Annotated in this window: 19 protein-coding genes and 5 tRNA genes; 6 read left to right on the top strand and 18 right to left on the bottom strand. The window is 44.1% G+C overall.

The window, feature by feature from the left end:
- Nucleotides 1–9: 9 nt before the first annotated feature.
- From NZ875_07535 to NZ875_07485, 11 genes are all read right to left on the bottom strand, one after another.
- Nucleotides 10–918, bottom strand: coding sequence for a branched-chain amino acid ABC transporter permease (locus NZ875_07535; protein ID MCS7175585.1), 909 nt, complete (start codon nt 916–918; stop codon nt 10–12).
- Nucleotides 915–1,829, bottom strand: coding sequence for a branched-chain amino acid ABC transporter permease (locus NZ875_07530; GenBank protein ID MCS7175584.1), 915 nt, complete (start codon nt 1,827–1,829; stop codon nt 915–917). Before NZ875_07530 ends, NZ875_07535 begins: the two co-directional genes overlap by 4 nt.
- Nucleotides 1,830–1,883: 54 nt before the next feature.
- Nucleotides 1,884–3,110, bottom strand: a complete 1,227-nt coding sequence (locus NZ875_07525) for an ABC transporter substrate-binding protein (protein ID MCS7175583.1) — start codon at nt 3,108–3,110, stop codon at nt 1,884–1,886.
- Between the two features lie 18 nt (nt 3,111–3,128).
- Nucleotides 3,129–4,430 carry a 4-hydroxybutyrate--acetyl-CoA CoA transferase gene (locus tag NZ875_07520; protein MCS7175582.1) on the bottom strand — a complete coding sequence of 434 codons (1,302 nt, stop codon included), beginning with the start codon at nt 4,428–4,430 and terminating at the stop codon, nt 3,129–3,131.
- Between the two features lie 12 nt (nt 4,431–4,442).
- Entirely contained in the window at nt 4,443–5,474 is a 1,032-nt protein-coding gene (locus NZ875_07515; protein MCS7175581.1) for a 3-oxoacyl-ACP synthase, read from the bottom strand.
- Between the two features lie 189 nt (nt 5,475–5,663).
- Nucleotides 5,664–6,860 carry a TetR/AcrR family transcriptional regulator gene (locus NZ875_07510; GenBank protein MCS7175580.1) on the bottom strand — a complete coding sequence of 399 codons (1,197 nt, stop codon included), beginning with the start codon at nt 6,858–6,860 and terminating at the stop codon, nt 5,664–5,666.
- Nucleotides 6,861–6,899: 39 nt separating this feature from the next.
- Nucleotides 6,900–8,345: a B12-binding domain-containing radical SAM protein gene (locus NZ875_07505; protein ID MCS7175579.1), complete on the bottom strand. Its 1,446-nt coding sequence runs from the start codon at nt 8,343–8,345 to the stop codon at nt 6,900–6,902.
- On the bottom strand, nt 8,329–8,730 hold the full coding sequence (locus tag NZ875_07500; protein MCS7175578.1) for a thioesterase: 402 nt from the start codon (nt 8,728–8,730) through the stop codon (nt 8,329–8,331). Before NZ875_07500 ends, NZ875_07505 begins: the two co-directional genes overlap by 17 nt.
- A complete protein-coding gene (gene ftsH / locus NZ875_07495) occupies nt 8,687–10,567 on the bottom strand; it encodes an ATP-dependent zinc metalloprotease FtsH (protein ID MCS7175577.1) in 1,881 nt (626 codons plus the stop codon). Before ftsH ends, NZ875_07500 begins: the two co-directional genes overlap by 44 nt.
- 1 nt (nt 10,568) lies before the next feature.
- Nucleotides 10,569–11,867: a tRNA lysidine(34) synthetase TilS gene (gene tilS / locus NZ875_07490; GenBank protein ID MCS7175576.1), complete on the bottom strand. Its 1,299-nt coding sequence runs from the start codon at nt 11,865–11,867 to the stop codon at nt 10,569–10,571.
- A gap of 50 nt (nt 11,868–11,917) precedes the next feature.
- Nucleotides 11,918–11,993: transfer RNA gene (locus NZ875_07485), tRNA-Thr, on the bottom strand.
- 238 nt (nt 11,994–12,231) lie between these two features.
- On the opposite strand from NZ875_07485, the gene NZ875_07480 reads away from it, so the two are divergent.
- The 6 genes from NZ875_07480 to NZ875_07455 all read left to right on the top strand — a co-directional run bounded on the left by NZ875_07480 (nt 12,232) and on the right by NZ875_07455 (nt 13,511).
- Entirely contained in the window at nt 12,232–12,732 is a 501-nt protein-coding gene (locus tag NZ875_07480; protein MCS7175575.1) for an NAD(P)H-dependent oxidoreductase, read from the top strand.
- A 129-nt stretch (nt 12,733–12,861) separates the two neighbouring features.
- A tRNA-Gly gene (locus NZ875_07475) sits at nt 12,862–12,936 on the top strand.
- Nucleotides 12,937–13,013 (top strand) — tRNA-Arg (locus NZ875_07470).
- Between the two features lie 5 nt (nt 13,014–13,018).
- Nucleotides 13,019–13,095: transfer RNA gene (locus tag NZ875_07465), tRNA-His, on the top strand.
- 7 nt (nt 13,096–13,102) lie between these two features.
- Nucleotides 13,103–13,178: transfer RNA gene (locus NZ875_07460), tRNA-Arg, on the top strand.
- 69 nt (nt 13,179–13,247) lie between these two features.
- Nucleotides 13,248–13,511 carry a stage V sporulation protein S gene (locus NZ875_07455; protein ID MCS7175574.1) on the top strand — a complete coding sequence of 88 codons (264 nt, stop codon included), beginning with the start codon at nt 13,248–13,250 and terminating at the stop codon, nt 13,509–13,511.
- 31 nt (nt 13,512–13,542) lie between these two features.
- Here NZ875_07455 and NZ875_07450 read toward each other — a convergent pair whose 3' ends face one another.
- From NZ875_07450 to NZ875_07420, 7 genes are all read right to left on the bottom strand, one after another.
- On the bottom strand, nt 13,543–14,904 hold the full coding sequence (locus tag NZ875_07450) for a CehA/McbA family metallohydrolase (protein MCS7175573.1): 1,362 nt from the start codon (nt 14,902–14,904) through the stop codon (nt 13,543–13,545).
- 14 nt (nt 14,905–14,918) lie between these two features.
- A complete protein-coding gene (locus NZ875_07445) occupies nt 14,919–17,387 on the bottom strand; it encodes a VWA domain-containing protein (protein ID MCS7175572.1) in 2,469 nt (822 codons plus the stop codon).
- Between the two features lie 55 nt (nt 17,388–17,442).
- Nucleotides 17,443–18,009: a lysine exporter LysO family protein gene (locus NZ875_07440; protein MCS7175571.1), complete on the bottom strand. Its 567-nt coding sequence runs from the start codon at nt 18,007–18,009 to the stop codon at nt 17,443–17,445.
- Nucleotides 18,009–18,257, bottom strand: coding sequence for a LysO family transporter (locus NZ875_07435; protein ID MCS7175570.1), 249 nt, complete (start codon nt 18,255–18,257; stop codon nt 18,009–18,011). The genes NZ875_07440 and NZ875_07435 overlap by 1 nt, the downstream gene beginning before the upstream one ends.
- Before the next feature lie 27 nt (nt 18,258–18,284).
- Nucleotides 18,285–18,842, bottom strand: coding sequence for an MBL fold metallo-hydrolase (locus NZ875_07430; protein MCS7175569.1), 558 nt, complete (start codon nt 18,840–18,842; stop codon nt 18,285–18,287).
- A gap of 147 nt (nt 18,843–18,989) precedes the next feature.
- The gene (locus tag NZ875_07425; protein MCS7175568.1) at nt 18,990–19,979 is read right to left on the bottom strand and encodes a LacI family transcriptional regulator; all 990 of its coding nucleotides are present in this window, start codon (nt 19,977–19,979) and stop codon (nt 18,990–18,992) included.
- A 3-nt stretch (nt 19,980–19,982) separates the two neighbouring features.
- Nucleotides 19,983–21,821, bottom strand: a complete 1,839-nt coding sequence (locus NZ875_07420) for a beta-galactosidase (GenBank protein MCS7175567.1) — start codon at nt 21,819–21,821, stop codon at nt 19,983–19,985.
- Nucleotides 21,822–21,826 lie beyond the last annotated feature (5 nt).

Below are 21,826 nucleotides of genomic sequence, written 5' to 3'. Positions count from 1 at the left end.
GGAAGCCCCCTATCGACTTTTGAATCTATTGACGATGGTTCCATAAATGCCTTTAGGCATGAACATTATCGTGAAGATCAATATGAAACCATAGATTATGAGGTGTCCATATGGCATCACAAGTTTGAGATATTCGGAAGCTAATCCTAGAGCCAAAGCCCCCATTATTGGACCGATCGTGGAATATATACCACCAACGAGCGCCATAGACATGGGAAGTAAAAGGAAATTTGCTGAAAATGTGCTTTCGGGTTCAACGAAAGCGTACTGTTGTGCATAGAGAGCGCCCATGGCACCCTGTATAGCTGAAGTAAGAACGAAAACTAGCAGTAGATACTTGAATATGTTTACTCCACAGCACTTTGCAGTAATTTCATCGTTGCGGATGGAACTTATCGCAAAATGGATTCTTGTCCGCTCGAACAGTTCGGAGGTGAGGATCACAATGAGAGTTATCGAGAGGACCAGCCAGTAGGTTTTGATTGGATCACCACCGAAAATCGATTCGTAGAGAACCTTTCCCGCAGATCCTCCCGTCAGATCGCTCAAATTCCTTGCGAAAATCATGAAAACGCTAGATAAAGCCAAAGTCGTGATGGCGAAATATATCTCCCGTAACCTCAAAACGATCCAACCCAAACCCAAGGCGATCAATGCAGCGAAGATCGCTGCCACGAAGATACTCATCAAAGGATGAACGGAGAAATCATCGACGGCGATGATCGAAGCATAGGCACCCAATCCAAAGAAACCCGCTATCCCGAAAGAAAGTTGCCCCGTTCTCAACATCATGTCCCAGCTCAGGCTCAAAGATAAAAAAATCATGATCGAAGTGAGAACATGCACAAGGTACGCTCCCGCGAAGAAAGGTAACAAGAAACACAACACACAAAGACTGCATATCGTAAGATATTTCATCCTTCTCGCCTCCTGAAACTTTTCAACACAATAGCTACTATGAGCACTACGAAGAACACGAGATCTGCCCAACCTGTGTATCTCGGTATGGATTTCACGATTTCTTCTGCGACCGCTAGCACGATACCTGCCAACACTATGCCTGGGAGATTACCTAATCCAGCCATGGCGGTCAAACTGAAAGATTTCATCGTGAAAGGGCCACCAACATGTGGAAAGATCGAACTTCTCACGCTGAGAAAGGCACCAGCCAATGCCACCAAGCCTGCGGCAAGACTGAAAACGAAAGCATAGACCAACTTCACATTTATACCAACGATGGCTGCACCTTTGGGATTTTGCCCCACAGCATAAGTTGCTTGTCCAAGACGAGTCTTTTTGAGAAATATAAGCAACCCAATCAAAACCATCATGGCTATCAATGTGTAGAAGAATTCGTACCCACCAACGCGCACACCGAAGATGTTCACAGACGTTGTTGCGTAAGGTACGTATATGTTCCTCGGCCTGGAAGTCCAAACAATGTTGAATGTTTCGACCATAACTATCGAAACACCGAAGGTCAAAAGTAGAAGGTTCAGATGGTGAGCTTTCAAAGATCTTTCTATGACCAACTTGTACACAGCGAATCCGAACGCCAAAAGAAACGGAACGGTCATGAGCATCGAAACGAGTGGATCGATTTTGAATCTGTCGAACAAAGAATAGGTGAGATAGAGCGATAGGGTCAAAAATTCCCCATGCGCGAGGTTCAAAAGTCCGACGATACCGAGTATGAGTGCGAGTGGTAGTGCTATCATGCCGTAGAGACTTCCTCTCTGCAAACCATAGAAGAAAGCGTAAGGTCTGAACAAAGCTACGATGAGCAACACAACAGCAAGTATGAAGTACCCGACGACGTTCCTTCTCACACACTTCACCTCTTCCAACATTGGAGAGAGCTGGGCCGAAGCCCAGCCCATAGTTCATCTGCCTTGCCAACCTGGGAAGGGGTAGATCAGCTGGGCAGTGGCATACTCGAAGGGCCAGATAACGTGTTGGACTCCGTTCTGCCACTGTAAGATCTTTTGAGCTCTGAAACCTTGATTCTTTATGATTCTGCTCGGTGCAATCTTCAAAACGCCTCCAACAGGTGAATCGTACTCGATCTCTCTGAGAGCTTTGATTATTGCATCTTTATCCAATGAACCCGCTTTCTTGATACCTTCAATAAGGAACATTATGTTGGTATAACCGAGGGGAGCGAAATACGTCGCAGGTTCTTCATTGAACTCTTTCACGTAAGCATTCCAGAAATGTTTTGCTATCGGACTGACTTCTTTCAGAGTGGGAGCCCACATGCCGTAAAGGACAACACCGTGCGATAGAGGGTTCTTGCCAAAGTCAGCAGGCCATCCTGGAGGTGCTCCGACGAATAACTTTGGTGCGAAACCTATTTCCTTTGCTTGAACTAACATGGGTATTGCATCAGCATCGTAACCTGCCCAGATGAACAAATCTGGATCGTACTGTTTTGCTTGTAGCAAGACGGCCCTGTAATCACCGCCACCCAGAGCTGCACTCTTGAACGGTGCACCTTTCAAATCTTTCATTAAACCTGCCCAAACTCCTGTGCCCTTCTTTGCAAGCTCGAACTCATCTTGGTAAGACTTGAATGAACTGGTACCGAAAGCCCCCTCTTCGTACGCCAAGAATATCTTCTCGATTTTTACCTGTGGATATTTTTGAGTGATCGCTCGCCATCCGTGTGCATAGCTTTCACCTTGTAGATAGTCCCAAGGATGCAGGTGGAAATACCAATCGGAATCTGGACCTATTGCTTCTTCACATCTGTAAGAGGCTGCACCTATCCACACCGTTATTTTTTGGTATTTCTTCAGAATCGGTATCTGTGCCAGATGGACGCTACTGGACATCCCTCCAACGAAAAAGTCAACCTTTTCCACAGTTGCAAGTCTATCGACTGCCGCTGCACCTTTTTCAGGTTTCATTTCATCGTCCATGATGAACAGCTCAATCTGCATACCAAGCACGCCACCAGCTTCGTTGATCTCCTTCACAGCGAGCTTCATAGCGTTTGCTGCTTGTCTTCCCGTAATATCAGATAGCGGTAGAATCGCTCCAATCTTGATCGTTTTTGCCGTAGCCATCAAAGTGAGTAACACAAAGAAAGCCACCAAAAGCTTTTTCATCCAACTCACCCCTTTCTTTCAGATTAAGTCCAATTTCTTCGCTTCGGAAATGAGAGCATTCCTGAAATTCGGATGTGCTATAGAAATCAGTGCTAAGGTCCTTTCTCTGATGGTCTTTCCCCTAACGTGTGCCACACCCCATTCAGTCACAACGTAGTCGAGCTCTTGCCTGGGAACCGTGATGGGAGAACCTTGTGGCAGCAGTGGCACGATCGTGGAAACGGTTCCGTTCTTGGCAGTGGATCTCAAAGCGATGATACCCTTACCACCTTTGCTCTTCACTGCTCCACGGTGGGTGTCGAGTTGGCCACCTGTACCACTGTAATGTTGCGTCCCCAGGGCCTCAGAACACACATTTCCAGTCAGATCAACCATGAGTGCAGTGTTAATGCTCACCATTTTCTCGTTCTGTGCGATCACATAAGGATCGTTCACATATCTGCCGCGCAGGAACATGACGGAAGGGTTGTCATCCACAAAGCTGTAAAGTCTTTTGGTGCCGAAGGCGAAAGTGCAGACGAACTTACCGTTCCACAGGGTCTTTCTCTTGTTCGTTATCACCCCCAATTCGAAGAGATCTATCATGGACTCGGTCAGCATCTCCGTGTGAACTCCGAGATCTTTCTTACTTGAGAGCAGCTTTGCAACGGCGTTGGGTATACCACCGATGCCAATTTGAATCGTTGAACCATCTTCAATGAGTTGGCTCACATGCTCTGCAATCTTTGCTTCTACATCGGTAGGCTCAACTAGCTCTACTTCTGGTAAATCGTAATCGACTTCAACGATACAATCTACATCATTAACATGCACTTGTGTGTCACCGTGTGTTCTGGGAGCTTTGGGATTGACCTCCAAGACTACTCTCTTTGCTTTCTCAATCACATCTTTTTCATAAACAACGGAGGCTGATAGTGTAAAGAAACCGTTCTTATCCATTGGAGATGCAACGCCAACGAAGAGATCGATCTCTCTGCTTTCTATGAGGTTTGTCCCTGCTTGGTGAAGGTTGTTAGGAACGTACGTTACGGTACCATAGCCGTTCTTCACAGCCTCTCTGTTTGAACCGCCAAAGTACCACGATGCATTTTGAAAGTTTTTGTTGTATTCTTTATTCATGTAAAAAGGATAATTTTCCATGTTCAGGCAAGTGAACACCGTAACGTTCTCGACTTTATCTGCAATTTTATGTAGATTTCGAAGAAAAACCTTCGGTTCCATAGGTGTCATACCCACAACTATGGTTTGATTGGATTGAACAAGGCTCAAGACTGTCTCGATATCGACAAGTTTTTTCGCATACACCTCTTTCCATTTCATGTTCATTCCCCCTCACCAACTCATCGGTTCTCTAGCTTTTCCCCACCTAATCACTGCGGCGTTCCAGGTCCAACCAACACCTGCGCCCACAAGTACCACTATGTCACCGTCTTTTACTTTTCCTCTCCTCAAACCCTCCTCGAGGGAAAAAATTTGATCGTTCTGCCCCATGTGACCGTAATCTTCAAGGTAGAAAGATTGTTCTTCTCTCAAACCAAGTTCATTGAGTACTTCCATGTGAGCCGAGCGCTTAAAATGAAGTATTGCAAGGTAAGATATATCTTTTCTTGAAAAACCGCTCTTCTTTAAGGCATCGTCTATGACATAATAAAAGTTCTTCAGAGTAACATTGCCCAATCTTTCCTTGAAAGTGTCTGAGTCTGTGAGGTGAAAATAATAGTCGTTTAGATCTTCTGGTCTCATTGGCCATTTCTTTGTACCTCCCACCGGCACGATACAGTCCTCGGCGAAAGAACCATCTACTACGTTGGAGATACCTAGTAGTACATTTTTGCCGTAATTTTTCTTGAGCACCACTGCGGCTCCGCTGGCAGCGATGTCAAACATGAAAGAAGTTGGCCTGTGAGCGTAGTTAACAAGGTCTACATTTCGATAACCACTCACCAGCAAGGTTGTATTTACATTCTTTTCGACTAGCATGAGCGATCTTGCTACTTGAAGTCCCACTATCATCGAGCCACACATTGCCTCCATGTCGAACGCCCAGGCTTTTTTAGCACCGATCTCGTGCGCCACCTTTGTGCAAGCAAGCCAGCAAGGATAGTCTTTGTGCTGAGCCCCGTTCCAAATGACAATATCCACTTCCTCAGGATTTGTGTGCGCATTTTCTAAGGCTTTTTTCGCGGCCATGATCCCCATGAAACTCGTTGTGTCCTCTTCTGTTGGCAGATATTTTCCCTTTAAACCGAATTTTTCTACGATGATTTTTTCATCTATGCCGATGGAGGAAGCCAATTCTCTCGCGGTGACGTATCTTCTTGGAAGGTATGTTCCTATCCCTGCTATGCCAACGTGATCTCGCAATCTATTCCCTCCCCGTAAGGTGAACCACTATTCAATCTGACATCTGATTCATCAACTATATTATCAATTTTCGAAACCAAAATGCAACATTGAAAAGTGGAAAATAATCACAACAATGGTTGATATTTTAAGATCAATACCAACTCAAGATCAAATTCTCTCTTGTTCTATTTCTTGCTTGTTCTTACTCTACGTAGCTGTTCGCGATAGGACACCTTTGAACAGGTATTCCGAGAGGAGGGAAAGATAATCGTTGATCTCATCTGCCGAAGTTTTACTGTACACAACCAGATCTTCACCCATGAAATGTCCGATGCCCATGAGGGCTATCGCCAAATTCTCGGGTTTAAAGGGTTTGAACATCCCAGCTTCAATCGCTTTGGTCAGTGGTGGAAGATAGCTGTTGAAGATCTTTTCATAATAAGCTCGGGAAATATCTGGATTGAAGAACTCAGCTTGTCTGACGATCAAGTACATGTTCGAATGATTCAAAAAAAACCTTAAAAAAGCGTTGTAACCCGCTATTTCACTGTCACGCCTGTCAGGAAAATTCTTGATCACGCTCGCAATAGTGAGCCTCAAATTTCTGTTGGTTGTCATCACCAGTTCCTCCAGTATAGCTTCCTTGCTTGGAAAGTACACATAGAAAGTCCCAGCAGCAACACTGGCAGATTTTGTGATGTCGCTTATCATAGTTTTTCGATAACCGTACTTCCCAAAGAGTTTCTCCGCCGCTTGAAGGAGTCGTGCTTTAGTTGAGTTTGTTTCTAAAACGAGAGGTTTCACATCCACGGAAAAGACTTGCAAATTGAGTATATGGTCGTTGGTATCTATGCCACTCAGTGCGAATTCGATGAAGTCTTCCACCATAGATTCTTCAATGCAGTTGTCCTTTCTGAGTGATTTGAAAATACTTGCAAACCTTATGGGACCGGTGACAAACCACGTAACGACTTTAGCTTCCTTTTCATCTTCTTTTGGCAATAACTTTTCGATGACACATGATCTGAGAATGGATTCGAGTTTCTTGTGGACGTTTTTTTTGAGGTACACTGCTTCATGTAGGATGCGAAAATATTGAGTGTGGTTCGAAAAAAATGCCACATAAGATCGAATGAAACTTTCAACGATACTTTGAGCATTTGAATCATTGACTTTCCCCAGGTACTCAGTGAACAAATTGAACGCATCTGAAATCAATTTTTCATAGATCGCCTCTTTGTCGTTGAAGTACTGATAAAATGTGGAAGGTTTCACACCGGCTTTTTTCGAAATCATCGGAACAGATACTCCGTGGTAGCCATGTGTCGCAAAGAGTTCACACGCGGACTTAAGAAGATTGGAAAAAGTTTTCTTACCATCGGAGCGTTTTGGATTTCTCCTCAGAATTCTTCCCCCTGTCTTGTGAATCAGTTTTCACATTCATTATACTGCTTCGATCAAATCAGACAAAGTTTCATCTAAGAGCTTTGTGTTTTGGATCCTTTCAAGAATTTCGTTTGCCAAATCCTCTTCTAAGTTGTTCACCATGTATTGGAATTTGCACTCTCGAAGACTTTCGAACTGCGCCTTGATATGTTTTGGCAAGTAAGAAGAGATGATCCTCATTTTTTCGCGCAGAGTTTTCTCATCTTGCATTCGTCTATTTTCAAGTTCAGTTCCTCGTTTCGGTACGAATGGATTTATAGAAAGCTTTATCGATTTAAAACCAAACTTGAGTGTACGTCGTACAAAATCCCCGATAGCCTTCAGGTCGTCTTCAGTTTCTTCGTCGAAACCGAACATGAAGTACATCTTCAGTTCTTCGAAACCAACGTCTTTTGCTGAAGATAGAGCTTTTTCTATTTGAGAGTCGGTTAAATTCTTCTTCAGCATATTTCTGATCCTCTCACTTGCGCTTTCTATAGCTACTGTGAGACTTCTTTGATGTTTTCTCAAAAATTTCAAAAATTTTTCGCTCAATCGGTCTATTCTCAGTGAAGAAACCGACACAGAAACTCTTCTTTGCTCCAATAGGTCTATAAGTTCGTCCAGCCATGGATAATCGGTCACGTTTGAAGCGATCAAGCCGATCGATCGATTTTTTTCAACCGTTTTTTCGATTGTCTTAAGGCTCAGAAATCTTGCGGGTTTTTTTACTCTCCCCATCATACAATAACTGCATCTATGTACACAGCCTCTTTCTATCTCTACCAACAATTTATCGGCAAATTCACTGTGCTTTGGGATCAACGGCGAAATCGGAGGAAAACGGTCAAGATCTTGACATAAAGCGATTCTTTCGAACCTCTTTCCCAAGATGGGCACAGTTGAAAAAGGGAATTTTGAAAACATCTCGATCAATTCAGCTCTAGTGGTTGGATAAATCGATCTGTTCAAGTCCTCCAACATTGGTTCGATGTCTCCGTGCAAGACAACGTCGGCGAGCGGTTTGAGTACAGGCAAGTCTATGTAGCACAGAGAACCACCGAACAACAAAACTGGGTGTGATTCTGAACGATCAACATTCCTGAGTGGTACAGATTTCTTCAATAGCAACTTTAAAATGTTTGTAAGATCGTTTTCGAAGTGGAACGTGAAGGCCCATATCCTGAACTGATCTATGGGGGTACGGGTATCTAAGGAGTAAAACCTTTCAAAGGTTTCATCAAAGAAAAACCGTTCGCAACGAACATGCTCGAGCTGGTTGAGGTATTTCCATACCAGGTTGAATCCTAAATTTGAAACAGCAATCTCATAGTTGTTTGGAAAAATAAGGGCGACCATCAGATCGCCCTTCAAATCTATTTCTTCTATATGTTTTTCACTCGATCTGAGAAGATCGATCTTGCCAAGCTCCCTAACGTCCCTAGCGTTACGTGGTCTTCTCAAGGGCAGCCCTCCTGAGATAATTCCTTGAAACGACCGCCCTCACAAATTCAACTTCAAGTATTTTTGTCTCACCTCTCATCACAACACCGCGGATCTTGATCTTGTTATCTGTCACTCCTAGGATCTTCACACCCATTGCGACTGTTTCTCCAACTCTGATGGGCGCAACGTGCCTAACATTCGCTTCGGTCACCACAGAAACTTCGCTCTCTGACAGAAATGGTTGAATCAAATCGTAAGCAATGTGAAAAACATGGGCACAAAGGCCAGAAGTACTCGCCAACTCTAACATTTCCATTTCCCGATCCTCACGCCACGTTAAACTCTCATCGATGGTGAATTCAACCGTTTTTCCCATCCCGAGCAACTGTTCCAAGTTTCTCACCGTTCATCACTTCCTCACTCAATTCCTTCTTCAAAACTTTCCTGAGTTCTTCACCTTCTATGACTTCTCTCTCAAGCAAAAGTTCTGCAAGTTCGTCGAGTTGTTTTCTGTGCTCCATCAACATTTGTTTTGCCCTTTCATAGCATCCAGTAACGATCCTCTTCACTTCTTCGTCTATTTCGCTTGCGACTTCTTCGCTGTAATTTCTAAGCCTGGTGAGTTCCTTTCCCAAGAAGATCTCCTGCTCAGCCTTGCCCCAGACTAGAGGTCCAAGCCGCTCACTCATGCCAAGTTGGCAAACCATCTTTCTTGCCAACTCAGTGGCTCGCTCGATGTCTGAAGCAGCTCCAGTTGAAATTTCACTGAAGATGATCTCTTCTGCTGCTCGACCACCCAAGAGTGCGGTGATTTGATCGAGCAACTCATTTTTCGTGACGATGTATCTGTCTTCAGCGGGGAGTTGTAAGGTATAACCTAAAGCACGATAACCTCTCGGAATGATGGAAATCCTGTGTACTGGATCTGCGTTGGGTAGCAGACTCGAAACGATGGCGTGCCCGACTTCATGGTAAGCCACGATCCTTTTCTCTCTGGGACTGATTATACGCGATTTTCTTGCTGGACCAGCGATCACTCTGTCGATGGCTTCCTCAAAGTCTGCCATGGTGATCTTGTCTCTGCCAGCCCTAGCTGCTAAAAGTGCTGCTTCGTTCACTAGATTTTCAAGATCTGCCCCTACAAAGCCGGTGGTTCTCTGTGCGAGCACCTTTAAGTCCACATCCTCGGCGAGTGGTTTGTTTCTGATGTGTATTTTCAGAATCGCTTCTCTTCCTTTAACGTCGGGTACATCCAAGACGACCTTTTTGTCGAACCTTCCAGGTCTAAGCAAAGCTGGATCGAGTATATCGGGCCTGTTCGTTGCGGCCATGACCACGATGCCTTGATTGATGTCGAAACCATCCATTTCAACCAAAAGTTGGTTGAGTGTCTGTTCTCTTTCATCGTGTCCGCCACCGAGACCCGCACCTCTGTGTCTTCCAACTGCGTCTATTTCGTCGATGAACACTATGCAAGGAGCATTGGCTTTCGCCTGGGCAAAGAGATCTCGCACACGCGCTGCACCTACACCGACGAACAATTCAACGAAATCCGAACCGCTTATGTGGAAGAATGGAACATTCGCTTCTCCAGCGACCGCTCTAGCGAGCAACGTTTTACCGGTGCCAGGAGGACCAACGAGTAGGATGCCTTTCGGCATCCTCGCGCCTATGCGTGCAAAACGGCCTGGATCTTTCAAAAACAGTACCGTTTCTTTCAACTCTTCGATGGCTTCGTCAACGCCAGCCACATCGTTGAACGTAACGCGTTGTTGACCTGGCCTCACCATCTGTGCTCTGCTCCGTGTGAATGTGAAGGCTTGGTTGTTTCGTCCAGAGATCGCTCTCATCATGAAGAAAAACATGAACAGCAAAAATCCTATGAACAGGACGTTTCCTATAACGTTGATCCAGAACGAACTGCTCAGGCCTTTCTCACCTGTAACGCGTATGCCTTTCTCACTCAGCATCTTTATAGTCTGGGAATCTTGTGAGAACCACGGAGCATAGATTTCGTAATACTCGCCACGTTTGGATATAACTCTAATTGTTCCGTCGTCTCTGACAACAACTTCTGCGATGCGACCTGGATCTGTTTCGACTATTTGTATGAAATCACTGAAACTCATCTTCGACACACCGGTGCTGGGGCTATAGAGTGAACGAACAAGCCAAAAGATCGATAGTATGACGAGTGCTGCGAAAATGAGTGAGATGTAGTTCGGTCTACTTCCGTTCAAATCATCCTGCCTCCTTTCTCAATTCAAGTATAAACCGCATCGGATCATTCAGAAGATTGAGAATGGCAAAATTATCGTTTTTTATTCTGTTTTTCAACCTTTCGTCAACGTACACGTAAGGTACCCAAAGAATTATATCATCTTCAAACACCAAGGGCATTTCATTCCTCAGAAAACTAGGAATCCGTGCTTCGATCAACAGATCCTTGAGTTTTTTCGATTCTATTCTATCTCCCTGCTTCCTAGTTCTCAAAAGAATTGGTAGCTTTACAAAGGCAAAGAGTTCACTTTCCACATCCTCGCTGACCTTGAACAACCAGCCGTTGAAATCGTATAAGCCTGGGTGTGTTATGTCCATCGATTCAATCTTGGTGTGTTCTTTTTCCACACACACGAGCTCGAAGCTTTTTTCCAACCATAGTTTTTTACTCAATCTCAACGTCCACGATGAATCGTGCAGGTGTTGCAAAAACTGTCTCACGTGTTCGAACTCGAGCCTTTCACCGAATTTTTCAGTGGCTCGTTTGATCAATTCGATAATTTGAAACATGTCCAGCTCTCGAATCGAAAAAATTATTCTTCGATCCGATTCAATCGTTCTCTGCCTTTCGATGAAGCGTTCTACATGTTCTTCGAGCATCAAGCACGAAAGGTGTAGTTGAAAAAGGGCTTCCTCTATTGATGGATTGATCTTTCTCAGCATAGGTATAACTTGATGGCGAATGTAATTCCTCGTGTATTTGATGTCCAAGTTGGTCTCATCCTCAACGTAATTCAGATTTCTCCTCTTAGCGTAACTCTCAATCTCGGATCTCTTTATGTAAAGAAACGGCCTTATTCTATCATCAGTTTTTGGCTTCATACACACCAACCCCGTCGGGCCTGTCCCTCGGGCCATCCTATGGATGATCGTTTCTACAAGATCGTTCAAATTGTGAGCAAGTGCTATTACATCGCAATGTAATGCATTTTTTGCCCTTTCTAAGAACTCATATCTCAGCTTTCTTGCTCCCTCTTCTATACCCAATCCATTCTCTCTGCAGAAGTCGATAACGTTCACTCTTTCAACGTACAGTTCGATGTTTAGGTCTCGGCACAGATCCTTAACAAAATTTTCATCTCTTGTTGCTGAATGTCTCAACATGTGGTTCAAGTGAGCTGCAAAAACACGAAATTTGAGTTTTTTATGGATCTGAAGCAAAACGTTGAGGAGGCTCACCGAGTCAATGCCACCGGAGAGAGCAACGAGAACACTTTGGCTTGGAGAGATCAACTGAAGATCTTCGATGAACCTAAGCACTTTGAACTCAAGTGGATCGAGAATCTCTCTACACCACCCAAAAATAAAAATGGAGCCAGCGAAGGGATTCGAACCCCCGACCTGCGCATTACGAGTGCGCCGCTCTGCCTGCTGAGCTACGCTGGCTCACACATTCACTGTTTTTCATTATACATCAACTTGTTCAACCTATCAAGTGCTCTAGATTCTATCATGTTTGCTCGAACACAATATATTTTCTCTCATGATCGTTTGACGATTTCAATGTTATATTTAAATCAAGGTTTCTTCATAACTGTCTCGTGAGACGACACTCAAACGGGAAAAATCTTGTTGGCATGAACAAGTAATTGGTCAAAGAGTACTCAGAATTGGGGGAATCATCATGAGGAAGACCCTCATAGTTTATTACAGTTGGTCTGGCAACACACGTACTGTAGCAAAACTGATTCAAGAAATGTTGGGTTGTGATCTTGTAGAGTTACAGCCAGAAGAACCGTACCCCAACTCTTACGAAGCAACTGTAGAACAAGCGAAGAGGGAAATACGAACTGGCCATAAACCCACTCTGAGAACGAAGATCGAACACATTGAGCTCTATGACGTGATATTCGTTGGTTCTCCTAATTGGTGGGGGACCATTGCGCCACCTGTTATGTCTTTTTTGAAACAGTACGATCTATCGGGAAAGATCGTGATACCGTTCTGCACACATGGAGGGGGTGGAAAACAGAGAGTCATCGAAACCATCAAGAGCGTGTGTCCAAACTCGAAGGTGCTCAAAGAATTCGTAACTTATGGAGGCAGAAATAAAGATCTAAAAGAAAAGATCTCCATTTGGTTGAGCGAAATAGAAAAGCAGGTTCAAGGTTTGAAACACCAATGAAGGTGTCGTCGAGGTGGTTTTGATCCATCGTACGATGAAAAAAGTGGAAATCGTTTTCCACCGTTTTGGAACAACCTTCAGAAACTCTTGATTTTTCTACGAGTCGTAGTAAAATACAAGTTGGTACAAGCGGGTGTAGCTCAACGGTAGAGCATCGGCCTTCCAAGCCGAGGGTTGCGGGTTCGAATCCCGTCGCCCGCTCCAGCGCCCGTAGCTCAACAGGATAGAGCATCGGACTTCTAATCCGAGGGTTGTGGGTTCGATTCCCGCCGGGCGCGCCAGCGTGGTGACCATAGCTCAGTACGGTAGAGCGCCTGACTGTGGATCAGGTGGTCGCGGGTTCAAGTCCCGCTGGTCACCCCAGAGATGCGCGCCTGTAGCTCAATGGATAGAGCGTCGGACTTCGGATCCGATGGTTGCGGGTTCAAGTCCTGCCAGGCGCGCCAGGTCCCCTGGTGGAAACAACGTTGTATACAACGATGGTTAGAATAGCTGTTCAAAAGGAGGTAGAAGCGATGGAAGTACTGAAGGTAGCATCGAATTCCAATCCTAACAAGGTGGCTGGAGCACTTGCAGGTATGATCAGAGAACATGGCAGGGCGGAGCTTCAAGCTATCGGCGCGGGTGCTGTGAATCAAGCTGTCAAAGCAATCGCCATTGCCAGGGGTTATTTGGCACCCAGCGGGATCGATCTCGTCAGCATTCCTGCTTTCACCGACGTTGAGATCGACAAAGAAACAAGGACCGCCATCAAATTCATAGTTTTCCCCAGAAGTTGAAGCAAACCGAAAGCCCCGCAGTCGCGGGGCTTTATTTTTGTTGCCTTGAAAGATAAATGGGGTTTGTCATCGCGTAGACTGGAAAATCTCCGAAGGCTTCAACCACAACCCATTCACCGTCGCTGGGATCTAGATACACTCGATGTTCAAATTCACCGTTGACCGTCTCAACAGCAATTTCATGCACGCACTTGCCGGCTTGCGTCACGATCAAACGGTTCACTTGAACATTTGAAAAGATCTTGATATCCAACAAAGCTTTTTCTGTCACAACTGCAGTTTCGCCCGGTCCAGCACCGTTCACCGTGGCCAACACTAATGGTCCGTTCGTGAGGAAACTCTTTCCTTTCCTTAAAGAATCGATGATTTCTTGCTGGGTCAGTTCACTCACTTTCACATACGTCCTCGGTGTACCGGGAAATAGACCATAGAGTGCCCAAGCGCGTAACTTTTCTTCGTTTGCCCTGGCTGCTTCCAAGTACTCGCCGAAATCCCTCCTCATAAGCTGCACTACGAGAAACATCGGTAGGAGCGCCGCTATCGAGTAGGTACTGTACACATCATGACAATCACTCGCCGCCACCGCTGCCACCCTGCGACCTTCATTCAGCATCCTGAACCAATGTTCCTTACTTTCATTGTTTCGAAAGCCAGCCAAGTTGGGAGGACCCCCTCCATTCCATATTTCTATCAGATCGTATCCTTCAAGGGGAAGCTTTTCGAAAGGACTCCTCAAATCGAAGGGATGATTGATCTGAACGATCCCACCTTGCATCTTTACAACCTTGAAAATTTCGATCATCTCCTCATCTGTGGAAGAATGCTGCCAGGGAACCAACTTTTGTACTCCAATGGCGTTGATGTGTCCGTTTTTCATAGTGATCTCTTGACCTGCGATGGTCAAAAGACCTTTTTTTCTGAAAGTCAACCATTCATCCGCACCATTCAAGGTGTTGTGATCGCTCAAAACAGCCCAAAACAAACCGGCAGCAGAACATGAGAGTGCAAGTTCTTCAACAAGATTTTTGCCATCACTGTATAAAGTGTGCAGGTGCGTGTCGCCAGAAAACCAACCAAGCTCGGTGAGGTTGAACAATCTTTTCAAAGTGATGATCTTTCGCTGATCACTCGGCACACTTACCTTCACGATTTTTCTCTCGTACTCTGGTCCTTTCGTTATCTCTAGTTCGTACTCACCATCGGGAAGATCCACCTCGAACTCACCGTGCCAATTCGTATAGATCGTCGTGAGAAATTTTTTCTCCAAAGAGATGAATCTCAACCTTGCAGATATAGTTCGATCAAACTCGTCCGTGATGCAACCTGATAGTTTCGCCGAAAATGAAACCGTTAAAAGGACAATGATTGTAAAAAGGAAGAATGGTTTCTTCAAACTCTTCACTCCTTTCAATGATAGATACGATCAACGATCGATACCATTCTAGTTCGAAGTGCACTGAGATGGTTCACTTTCAAAGCTAGCTCATAAGTTTTGGTGAGGGTTCCTATACTGTCCAAAACTGAAGATAGTTTCTCCAAGGCAACCTTCACTCCGTGCAGTTCAGGATAACGTACCTCGAAAAGCTGAAGAAATTCTATTATCAACGGCACTGTCTCTTCGAAAATCACTAGGGTGTTTTTCCAATCATCTATTGTATCTTGATCTTTTAAAGCTTTATAAGAAGTATCAAAGAGAGGGTTCATCAATTCATCTCTCATTTTATAGAAGTCACTTTTCATGACGTTGGATCTCACATCGATGCTCCAATACTTTCCCTGATTTTTCTGGACGAAATCGTTGGACATCGAAAGGAGTTTTTGAAATTCTTTTTCAAAAAAATTTGTGAACTCTTCATAAATCAGCGCTTGTCTCACAAAATTCTCAACTTCTTCGTTAATTTGCTCAGAACTGAGTTGTTCTTTGACCCAATCTTTCACGTAATTTTCAAAATAGTTGAACATCTTTTCCGGATTCTCAATGACTTCCAGAAGTTTCGTTTCGACAGTCGCCAAGATATCATCCACAAGCTCGTTAGTTACATAACTGACGAATCTATCCACCAATTGCTCGATCGTGACTTTTGCTGCTACTCCGCTCCAGTTCATCGTTATGACGTCAATGAATGTGTTGACGATCTCCGCAATGACACACTTCACATCCGAAATTGAATTGGTTACATGAACCGCTTCTCTGACCATTTGTACAGCTTTACCTACCACGAAGAGAAAATCTTCTTTCGCACGACGTTGAACGACGTCTGCATAACCGCTACAATTGATCATGGCACCTAGAGATACATTGAACCTTTTCAAAGCTTCTAACTCGAGGAGCGTAACACCATCTTTTCTCAGCTTTTCCAGCCAAGTTTTTGCCTGTAAAGCTAGAAGTTTCAACTTCTCACTTGAAATATCGAGTTTTTCAATTTCAGATATAAGACCTAAAGCTCTGTAGATTTCAGTGTCCTTGGCTAGAACTTGAGCTGCGATCCTTTCAGGATTCACACGGTCCAAACCGATCTCCACCCAACAAGACCCAGTGTAGCCTAACTGATGATAAGCATACGAAGGCTTTCCAGGAGTGTAAAGAACTGCGTAATATTTACCAGGTCTGACATTGTCAACGACCACGTATCCATTCTCATCGCGTTTATCTCCCATACCAGTGATGAGCGTAAAGAGATCAAACTGTCCCATGACTTTGTAAAAATCGATCGAGACATTCGCTTTGCTGGTCATGATGGTCCCAGATTCGTCGATGATCGTGAACCTTTGCCCACGAGACCTAGCATCCAACCTTCTACCTTCAGGATCGAGCAAGGGATAGAAAGTAAACTTGGTAGAGTTTCCCTCAGACCTCAGAGAAATCTCAACGTCCACTTTGGAGACGAACCTCTCTTTACCCCAATCGCTGACCCACGCGAAGAAATACTGAGAATCAATCATTGGAGAATTCTCAAGTTCGATCTCGTTCTGATCAAAGGGCCAAGAGAGTTTTTTCACAAGATTGTTTTGTCTCTCTAAAGCATCGAAGTTGTTCTGCTTGACCTTTATATTGACTTTTGGTGAATAACATTCCGAAAGCTCGATTTTTGCCATGTGTTCTTCGCTAGGCTGACAATAATGCAAGCGAATGTTCTTTTCCCTCAGTGCCAGATCCACAGCCCACATCGATCCGATGCAACCGGAAGAGAAATACCAATTCGGTCCATAGACCGAATCTGTGAAAACATCGGTAATGATTACAACTATCTTTCTTGAATCTTCACGCCAGTTCAGACCAACAGTCCAGAGGATAACATCATAACCCCAACTGAAGTTCCACCATTCTCCCCAACTTTCAATCTTGTCTATTTGTTTTCTTATCTTTTCCACCATCAATGGCCCACAGAGAGTAGCCCTTTCACCATCTGGCCACGTTGGTTCGTCCTCCGTCTCGTAAAGACCTATGAAAATCCTAAAATCGGTACCAGTTTGGATCATTCTGTCAATGAACTTGTGCAACTGGTTCTTGATGTTTGCCATATGCTTTTCCATGGATCCTGTGCCATCTATGAGGAACACGATGTCCAGTTTGTCTGCGTTCACCGATTTTTCCCAGAACCCTGGTCCATCGAATTGGTAATACGGCCTGTTGAAAACCACAGACTTTTCAGCAAGAATCTTTCCTTTATCATCGCAAGCTATCTCTTTCACAACAAAATCTTCGAGCTTCAAACCTGTTACGAACTTTCCACCCTCTTGAACACTGACTGAACACCACAGAGCATTCCACAATCCGTCTCGCCACCAAACTTCGTAGTTCTTGAGAACGAGTTGTCGTGCGGGAACAATCGATGAAACGATGGTCAAAAATACCACGACCAGAGTTATCTTCATGGTTTTCCCCCCTTGGTTCAGTTTATTTTACACCCGATGGGAAGAACAATCAACATCACAGCAAGAATAAGTTGACCAGCAGGGGTACGAGCATCGTGACGATGAAACCGTGTGCAAACGCTACGAGTGATGTTTCGGCATCCGTATAGTGGGAGATGGGACCAAGAAGTGTATCCATAGAGGTTGCACCCGCTATGGAGATCACCGCCATCTTGGAATACCTTGAGAGGATGGGCGTCAAAACGATCGCGTAGAGTTCCCTGATCACGTTCGAAAAGAAAGCGATTGCACCGAGTTGAGCACTGTGAATGTTGGTGATGATGACGGCAGATAAACTGTACCAACCGAAACCAGAGGCGACTGCAAAAAGTTCTGTTCGCTTGATTTCTAAGAAGAAAGAAAGGAGCATGACTCCCGCGTATGTTCCAACCAGCGTTGCAATCACACTGAAGATTGTTTTCAACAAAACTTCGCGACGGATTTTCTCTCTACTCAAGTCGAGTCCAACTAGAAAAACTATGATGTACAGTACCACGCTAACTGACCAATCGGGAAGTCTGAATTGAGACCACTTTCCCGTCAAAACACCAACTATGACAGAGCTGAACAACAGCAGTGCCATCATTTTTTGAACATCCTTCCGAAGAAAACTGCAACGACAAAACTTCCAAGTATGGCGAAAGTTGAAATCATGAACGACGAAGAAAGAATGGACTTAAGCTGAGAGACCACATCGTCGTTGGAACCTATCTCAACACCCAGTGCGAACAACAGCAAAAAGGTCAAGATTATCAGGATTTTGTACTTTCTTATCCAATCGATCTTCAAGAACTTCCCAATCACAAAACCAGCGAAGAACAACGCGATCAAAGCTAAGAGCAGTTGCCATCACACCTTTCAAAGTTCAAGTCCAACTCTCGCAGTGATGAATCTGTTCTGAAATCTTTCTAAAAACAGTTCAACTGCTTTCTTACCAGTACAGTGACACGGCATGATCATTTTCACTTCCATTTTCTCTATTTCGTTAACGAGGTGAGATATCTCTTCATACCTCTTTTCCATCAAGTGAAAACCTCCCGCCAGCAGACGGATCGGTTTTCCAAAGATTTCGATCACTCTAAAGATCATTCTATCAACTCCTGGATGACAACATCCCACTAGCATATCCAAATCCTCACCACGATCCACAATTAGACACTGCTCTGTGATGGGTTTATTGGCGTAAATTCCACTGATTTCACCAGGGCTGAAAACACCAGGTGCGATTTGAATCGGACCGTTCACCTCTATGATTTCGATAGATCGAATATTTTTTAACTTTTCTTTGAATTCTCGGCTGAAGCTTTTACAAACATACAGTTTGATGTCTTTACAGGATCTCAGCATCTCGTCCAATCCACCCACGTGGTCCCAATGTTCATGGGAGAGAACTATGTGACGAACACCCTTCAACATTTATGCTGAGCTTTTTTAGATTCCTCAAGAGCACCTGACCGTTGGAAAATGTATCAAAAAGAATCGTATCATCGATCGAGAATGACAGACCCCACAGTTTAAAAAATCGTTGGATCTTTTTTGAAGCTTCAGCTACGAGCACAATTTTCACGTGCTTTCCCTCACCACTAGTTCAACGTCCAAGATAACTTGCTTTGGTTCTGTTCTCATCCCCAGGATCTTTTCGTACAACATTTCGAAAGCAACGATGCCTTCCAAAAATTTATCTATCTTGACCGTAGTTAAAGGAGGCTGAACGAACTCGGCGTAAGATATGTCATCGTAACCGACGACGGAAACATCTCTAGGAACACTCTTTCCAAGCAATCGGAATGCTTTGAGGATAGCTATGGCGAAAACATCGTTAAAGCAAAACACGGCATCGAAATCGATGTCTTTGAGTTCCATAATTTTGGCGAAAGCAGACTCATAACCTTCCTCAATTTCAACCATCAGGTAAGGTTGAAGACCATATTCGCTCAACGCTTGTAAATAACCTTGATATCTCATCTGTGCGACGGATTTGTACATATAAGCGTTGAGCATGAGAATTTTCTTTCTACCTTTCTCCAAAAGGTGCTTTGTTGCTAGGTAACCACCCTTGAAATCGTTCGAGTAGACCTCGTCGAGATTGTTTCCTTCAAAATGTACCCCGAGTATCACGAATGGGTAATTCAGCTTGGCGAGTTGTTCTATATCTTTACTGTCGAACTGAGTAGGTGAGATGATGATACCATCAACACGTTTTTGTAAGAGTGTATCCACAGCTTGTATTTCATTTATGTAATCTCTCTCTGTGTTCATCAAGATCACTTGGTAACCGTACTTTCTTGCGCTGACCTCTATTCCCTTGAACACCTCTGCATAGAAAGGGTTCGAGCTATCTTCAAAAACTACACCTATGGTTCTCGTCATACCTTTTCTAAAGGAAACGGCATCAGAATTTCTTATGTAACCGAGTCTTCTAGCTATTTCTAAAATCTTTCTCTTGGTTTCTTGACTCACATCAGGTTTATTGTTCAAAGCTCGAGAAACTGTGTTGATGGAAACTCCAGCTTCTTCAGCTATATCCCTTATGGTCACAAACTTTTTCTTCAATACTCAAACCTCCCGTGTCTCGAAGGGCTCCATGACGAGCTTTTTGGACGAACTCCACACGGTATTTTTCAAGCCTTTGAGGTTCAGTAGCAACAATTTATCTGACATCTGAACCGAGTCCACATCGCTCGCAACGAATTTTGCTGGAATCAGCCTTTCTAACAAGACCAGGAAGAATTCTTCGCTCATCACGGTCGCTACGTAGTATCTGTTACCACTCTTCGTTACACAAGGCCAATCGGCGAATGGACCGTTTTTGAATACACCCATCACCTCAGCACCTTTGAGAACAATTTTATCGCACCAGACAGTTCCTTTCAAGTTCAAACCCAAGAAATTGACATTGACGTTGTCCAAGCCTCCAAAGTCGATGATTTCCAAACCGAGTATGTCTTGAAGGCCATGTGGAAACTCCTTCCTCAACCAGTTGTGTTCATCCTTAATGGAGCTCATGCAGGTCATTATCACTGGTTTATTAAAGGCTTTAATCTTTTCAATGAAAACCTCAGGTAGGTACATGGCGTATGGAACAATCAAAAGTTGATATGATTGAATCTCGTCATCTTCAAAGACAAAATCAACATTGTAGCCGAGCTTCCGTACAGCTCTGTAGATTTCGAGTATCGCTGACCAATAATCGAAATTTCTGTTGATATGGTTTATTCTGTGCATCCAGCAGTTTTCGTACGAAAAATAAACAGCCACTTCTTTTTTCGGTTCGATTACATCGTTTGTTTCTAACTTCACTTGAGAAAACTCATCGCACCTGACCGTCTTTCTACCTGAATAGTCGAGCAATGCTCCATGGAACTGTTCCGCGCCCCAATGGATTTGATCAAACCTGAACACAAGTACACCCAGCGATCCGTGAAGGTACGACTGCTTGATCCAGAGTCTCACTTGACCTTCTGGATAATTCTCGTTCACACTCTTCCAATTCACCCTGCCAGGTTGTTGTTCCATAACAAGGAACGGCTGTTTCTTCAAAGATCTCATCAAATCGTGGTTGATCGATTGTCTGAATGGATCGTACAGTGGTGTTGGTACATAGTTGTCAAAGCTCACCAGGTCGATATTCTTAGAGAGTTTCTTGTAATCGATGTCAAAGAAGTCGACCATCAAGTTGTGTGTGATGGGCTTGTCCGAATATTTTTTGATGATATCAATTTGCATGTTCATGTAATCTATATGAATATCCGTTGAGAATCTGTAGAAATCGAGTACCATGTGTGGATTCTCAAAAGCAGGCGTATTGGTGGGCAAGAATATTTCGTCCCAATCACCGATCGTTTGACTCCAAAACCTGTTTCCCCAACGATAGTTCAACTCTTCGAGCGTTTTGTATTTACTCTTGAGCCATTTGATGAACGCCTTTCTGGTAGCCTCGCAGTAACAAAGAGTCGTGTCGTGGCAACCGAACTCGTTATCGATCTGCCACATATCAGCGTAAGGTGAAAAATGTTCTGCGTACTTCTCTACGATTTTCCTGGAATATTCTCGATAGATTTCGTTGGCTGGACAGTAATGTCTCCTACTACCAGGCCCTTTTTGTCTTCCATATTTGTCCACAGGAAGAATGTGAGGATACTTTTTCACCAACCAATTGGGTGGAGCAGCTGTCGGAGTCCCAACGATGATCTTTATGCCTGAATCTTTCAGAAATTTCATCGCTTTTTCGAGCTTTGAAAAATCGTACTTGCCTTCAGCAGGTTCCACGAAAGACCAGGCAAATTCTCCGATCCTCACCCATTCAATGCCAATTTCTTTCATGATCTTGACATGTTCCTTCCAGTCTTCTTCTTCCCAATGTTCTGGGTAATAATCTGCACCATAGATCTGCATGGAAT

Origin of the sequence: Pseudothermotoga sp. (genome assembly GCA_025060105.1) — a bacterium.
GTDB lineage: Bacteria > Thermotogota > Thermotogae > Thermotogales > DSM-5069 > Pseudothermotoga_A.
The sequence above is the reverse complement of the archived record's forward strand: the minus strand, read 5'-3'. Positions and strand labels throughout refer to the sequence as shown.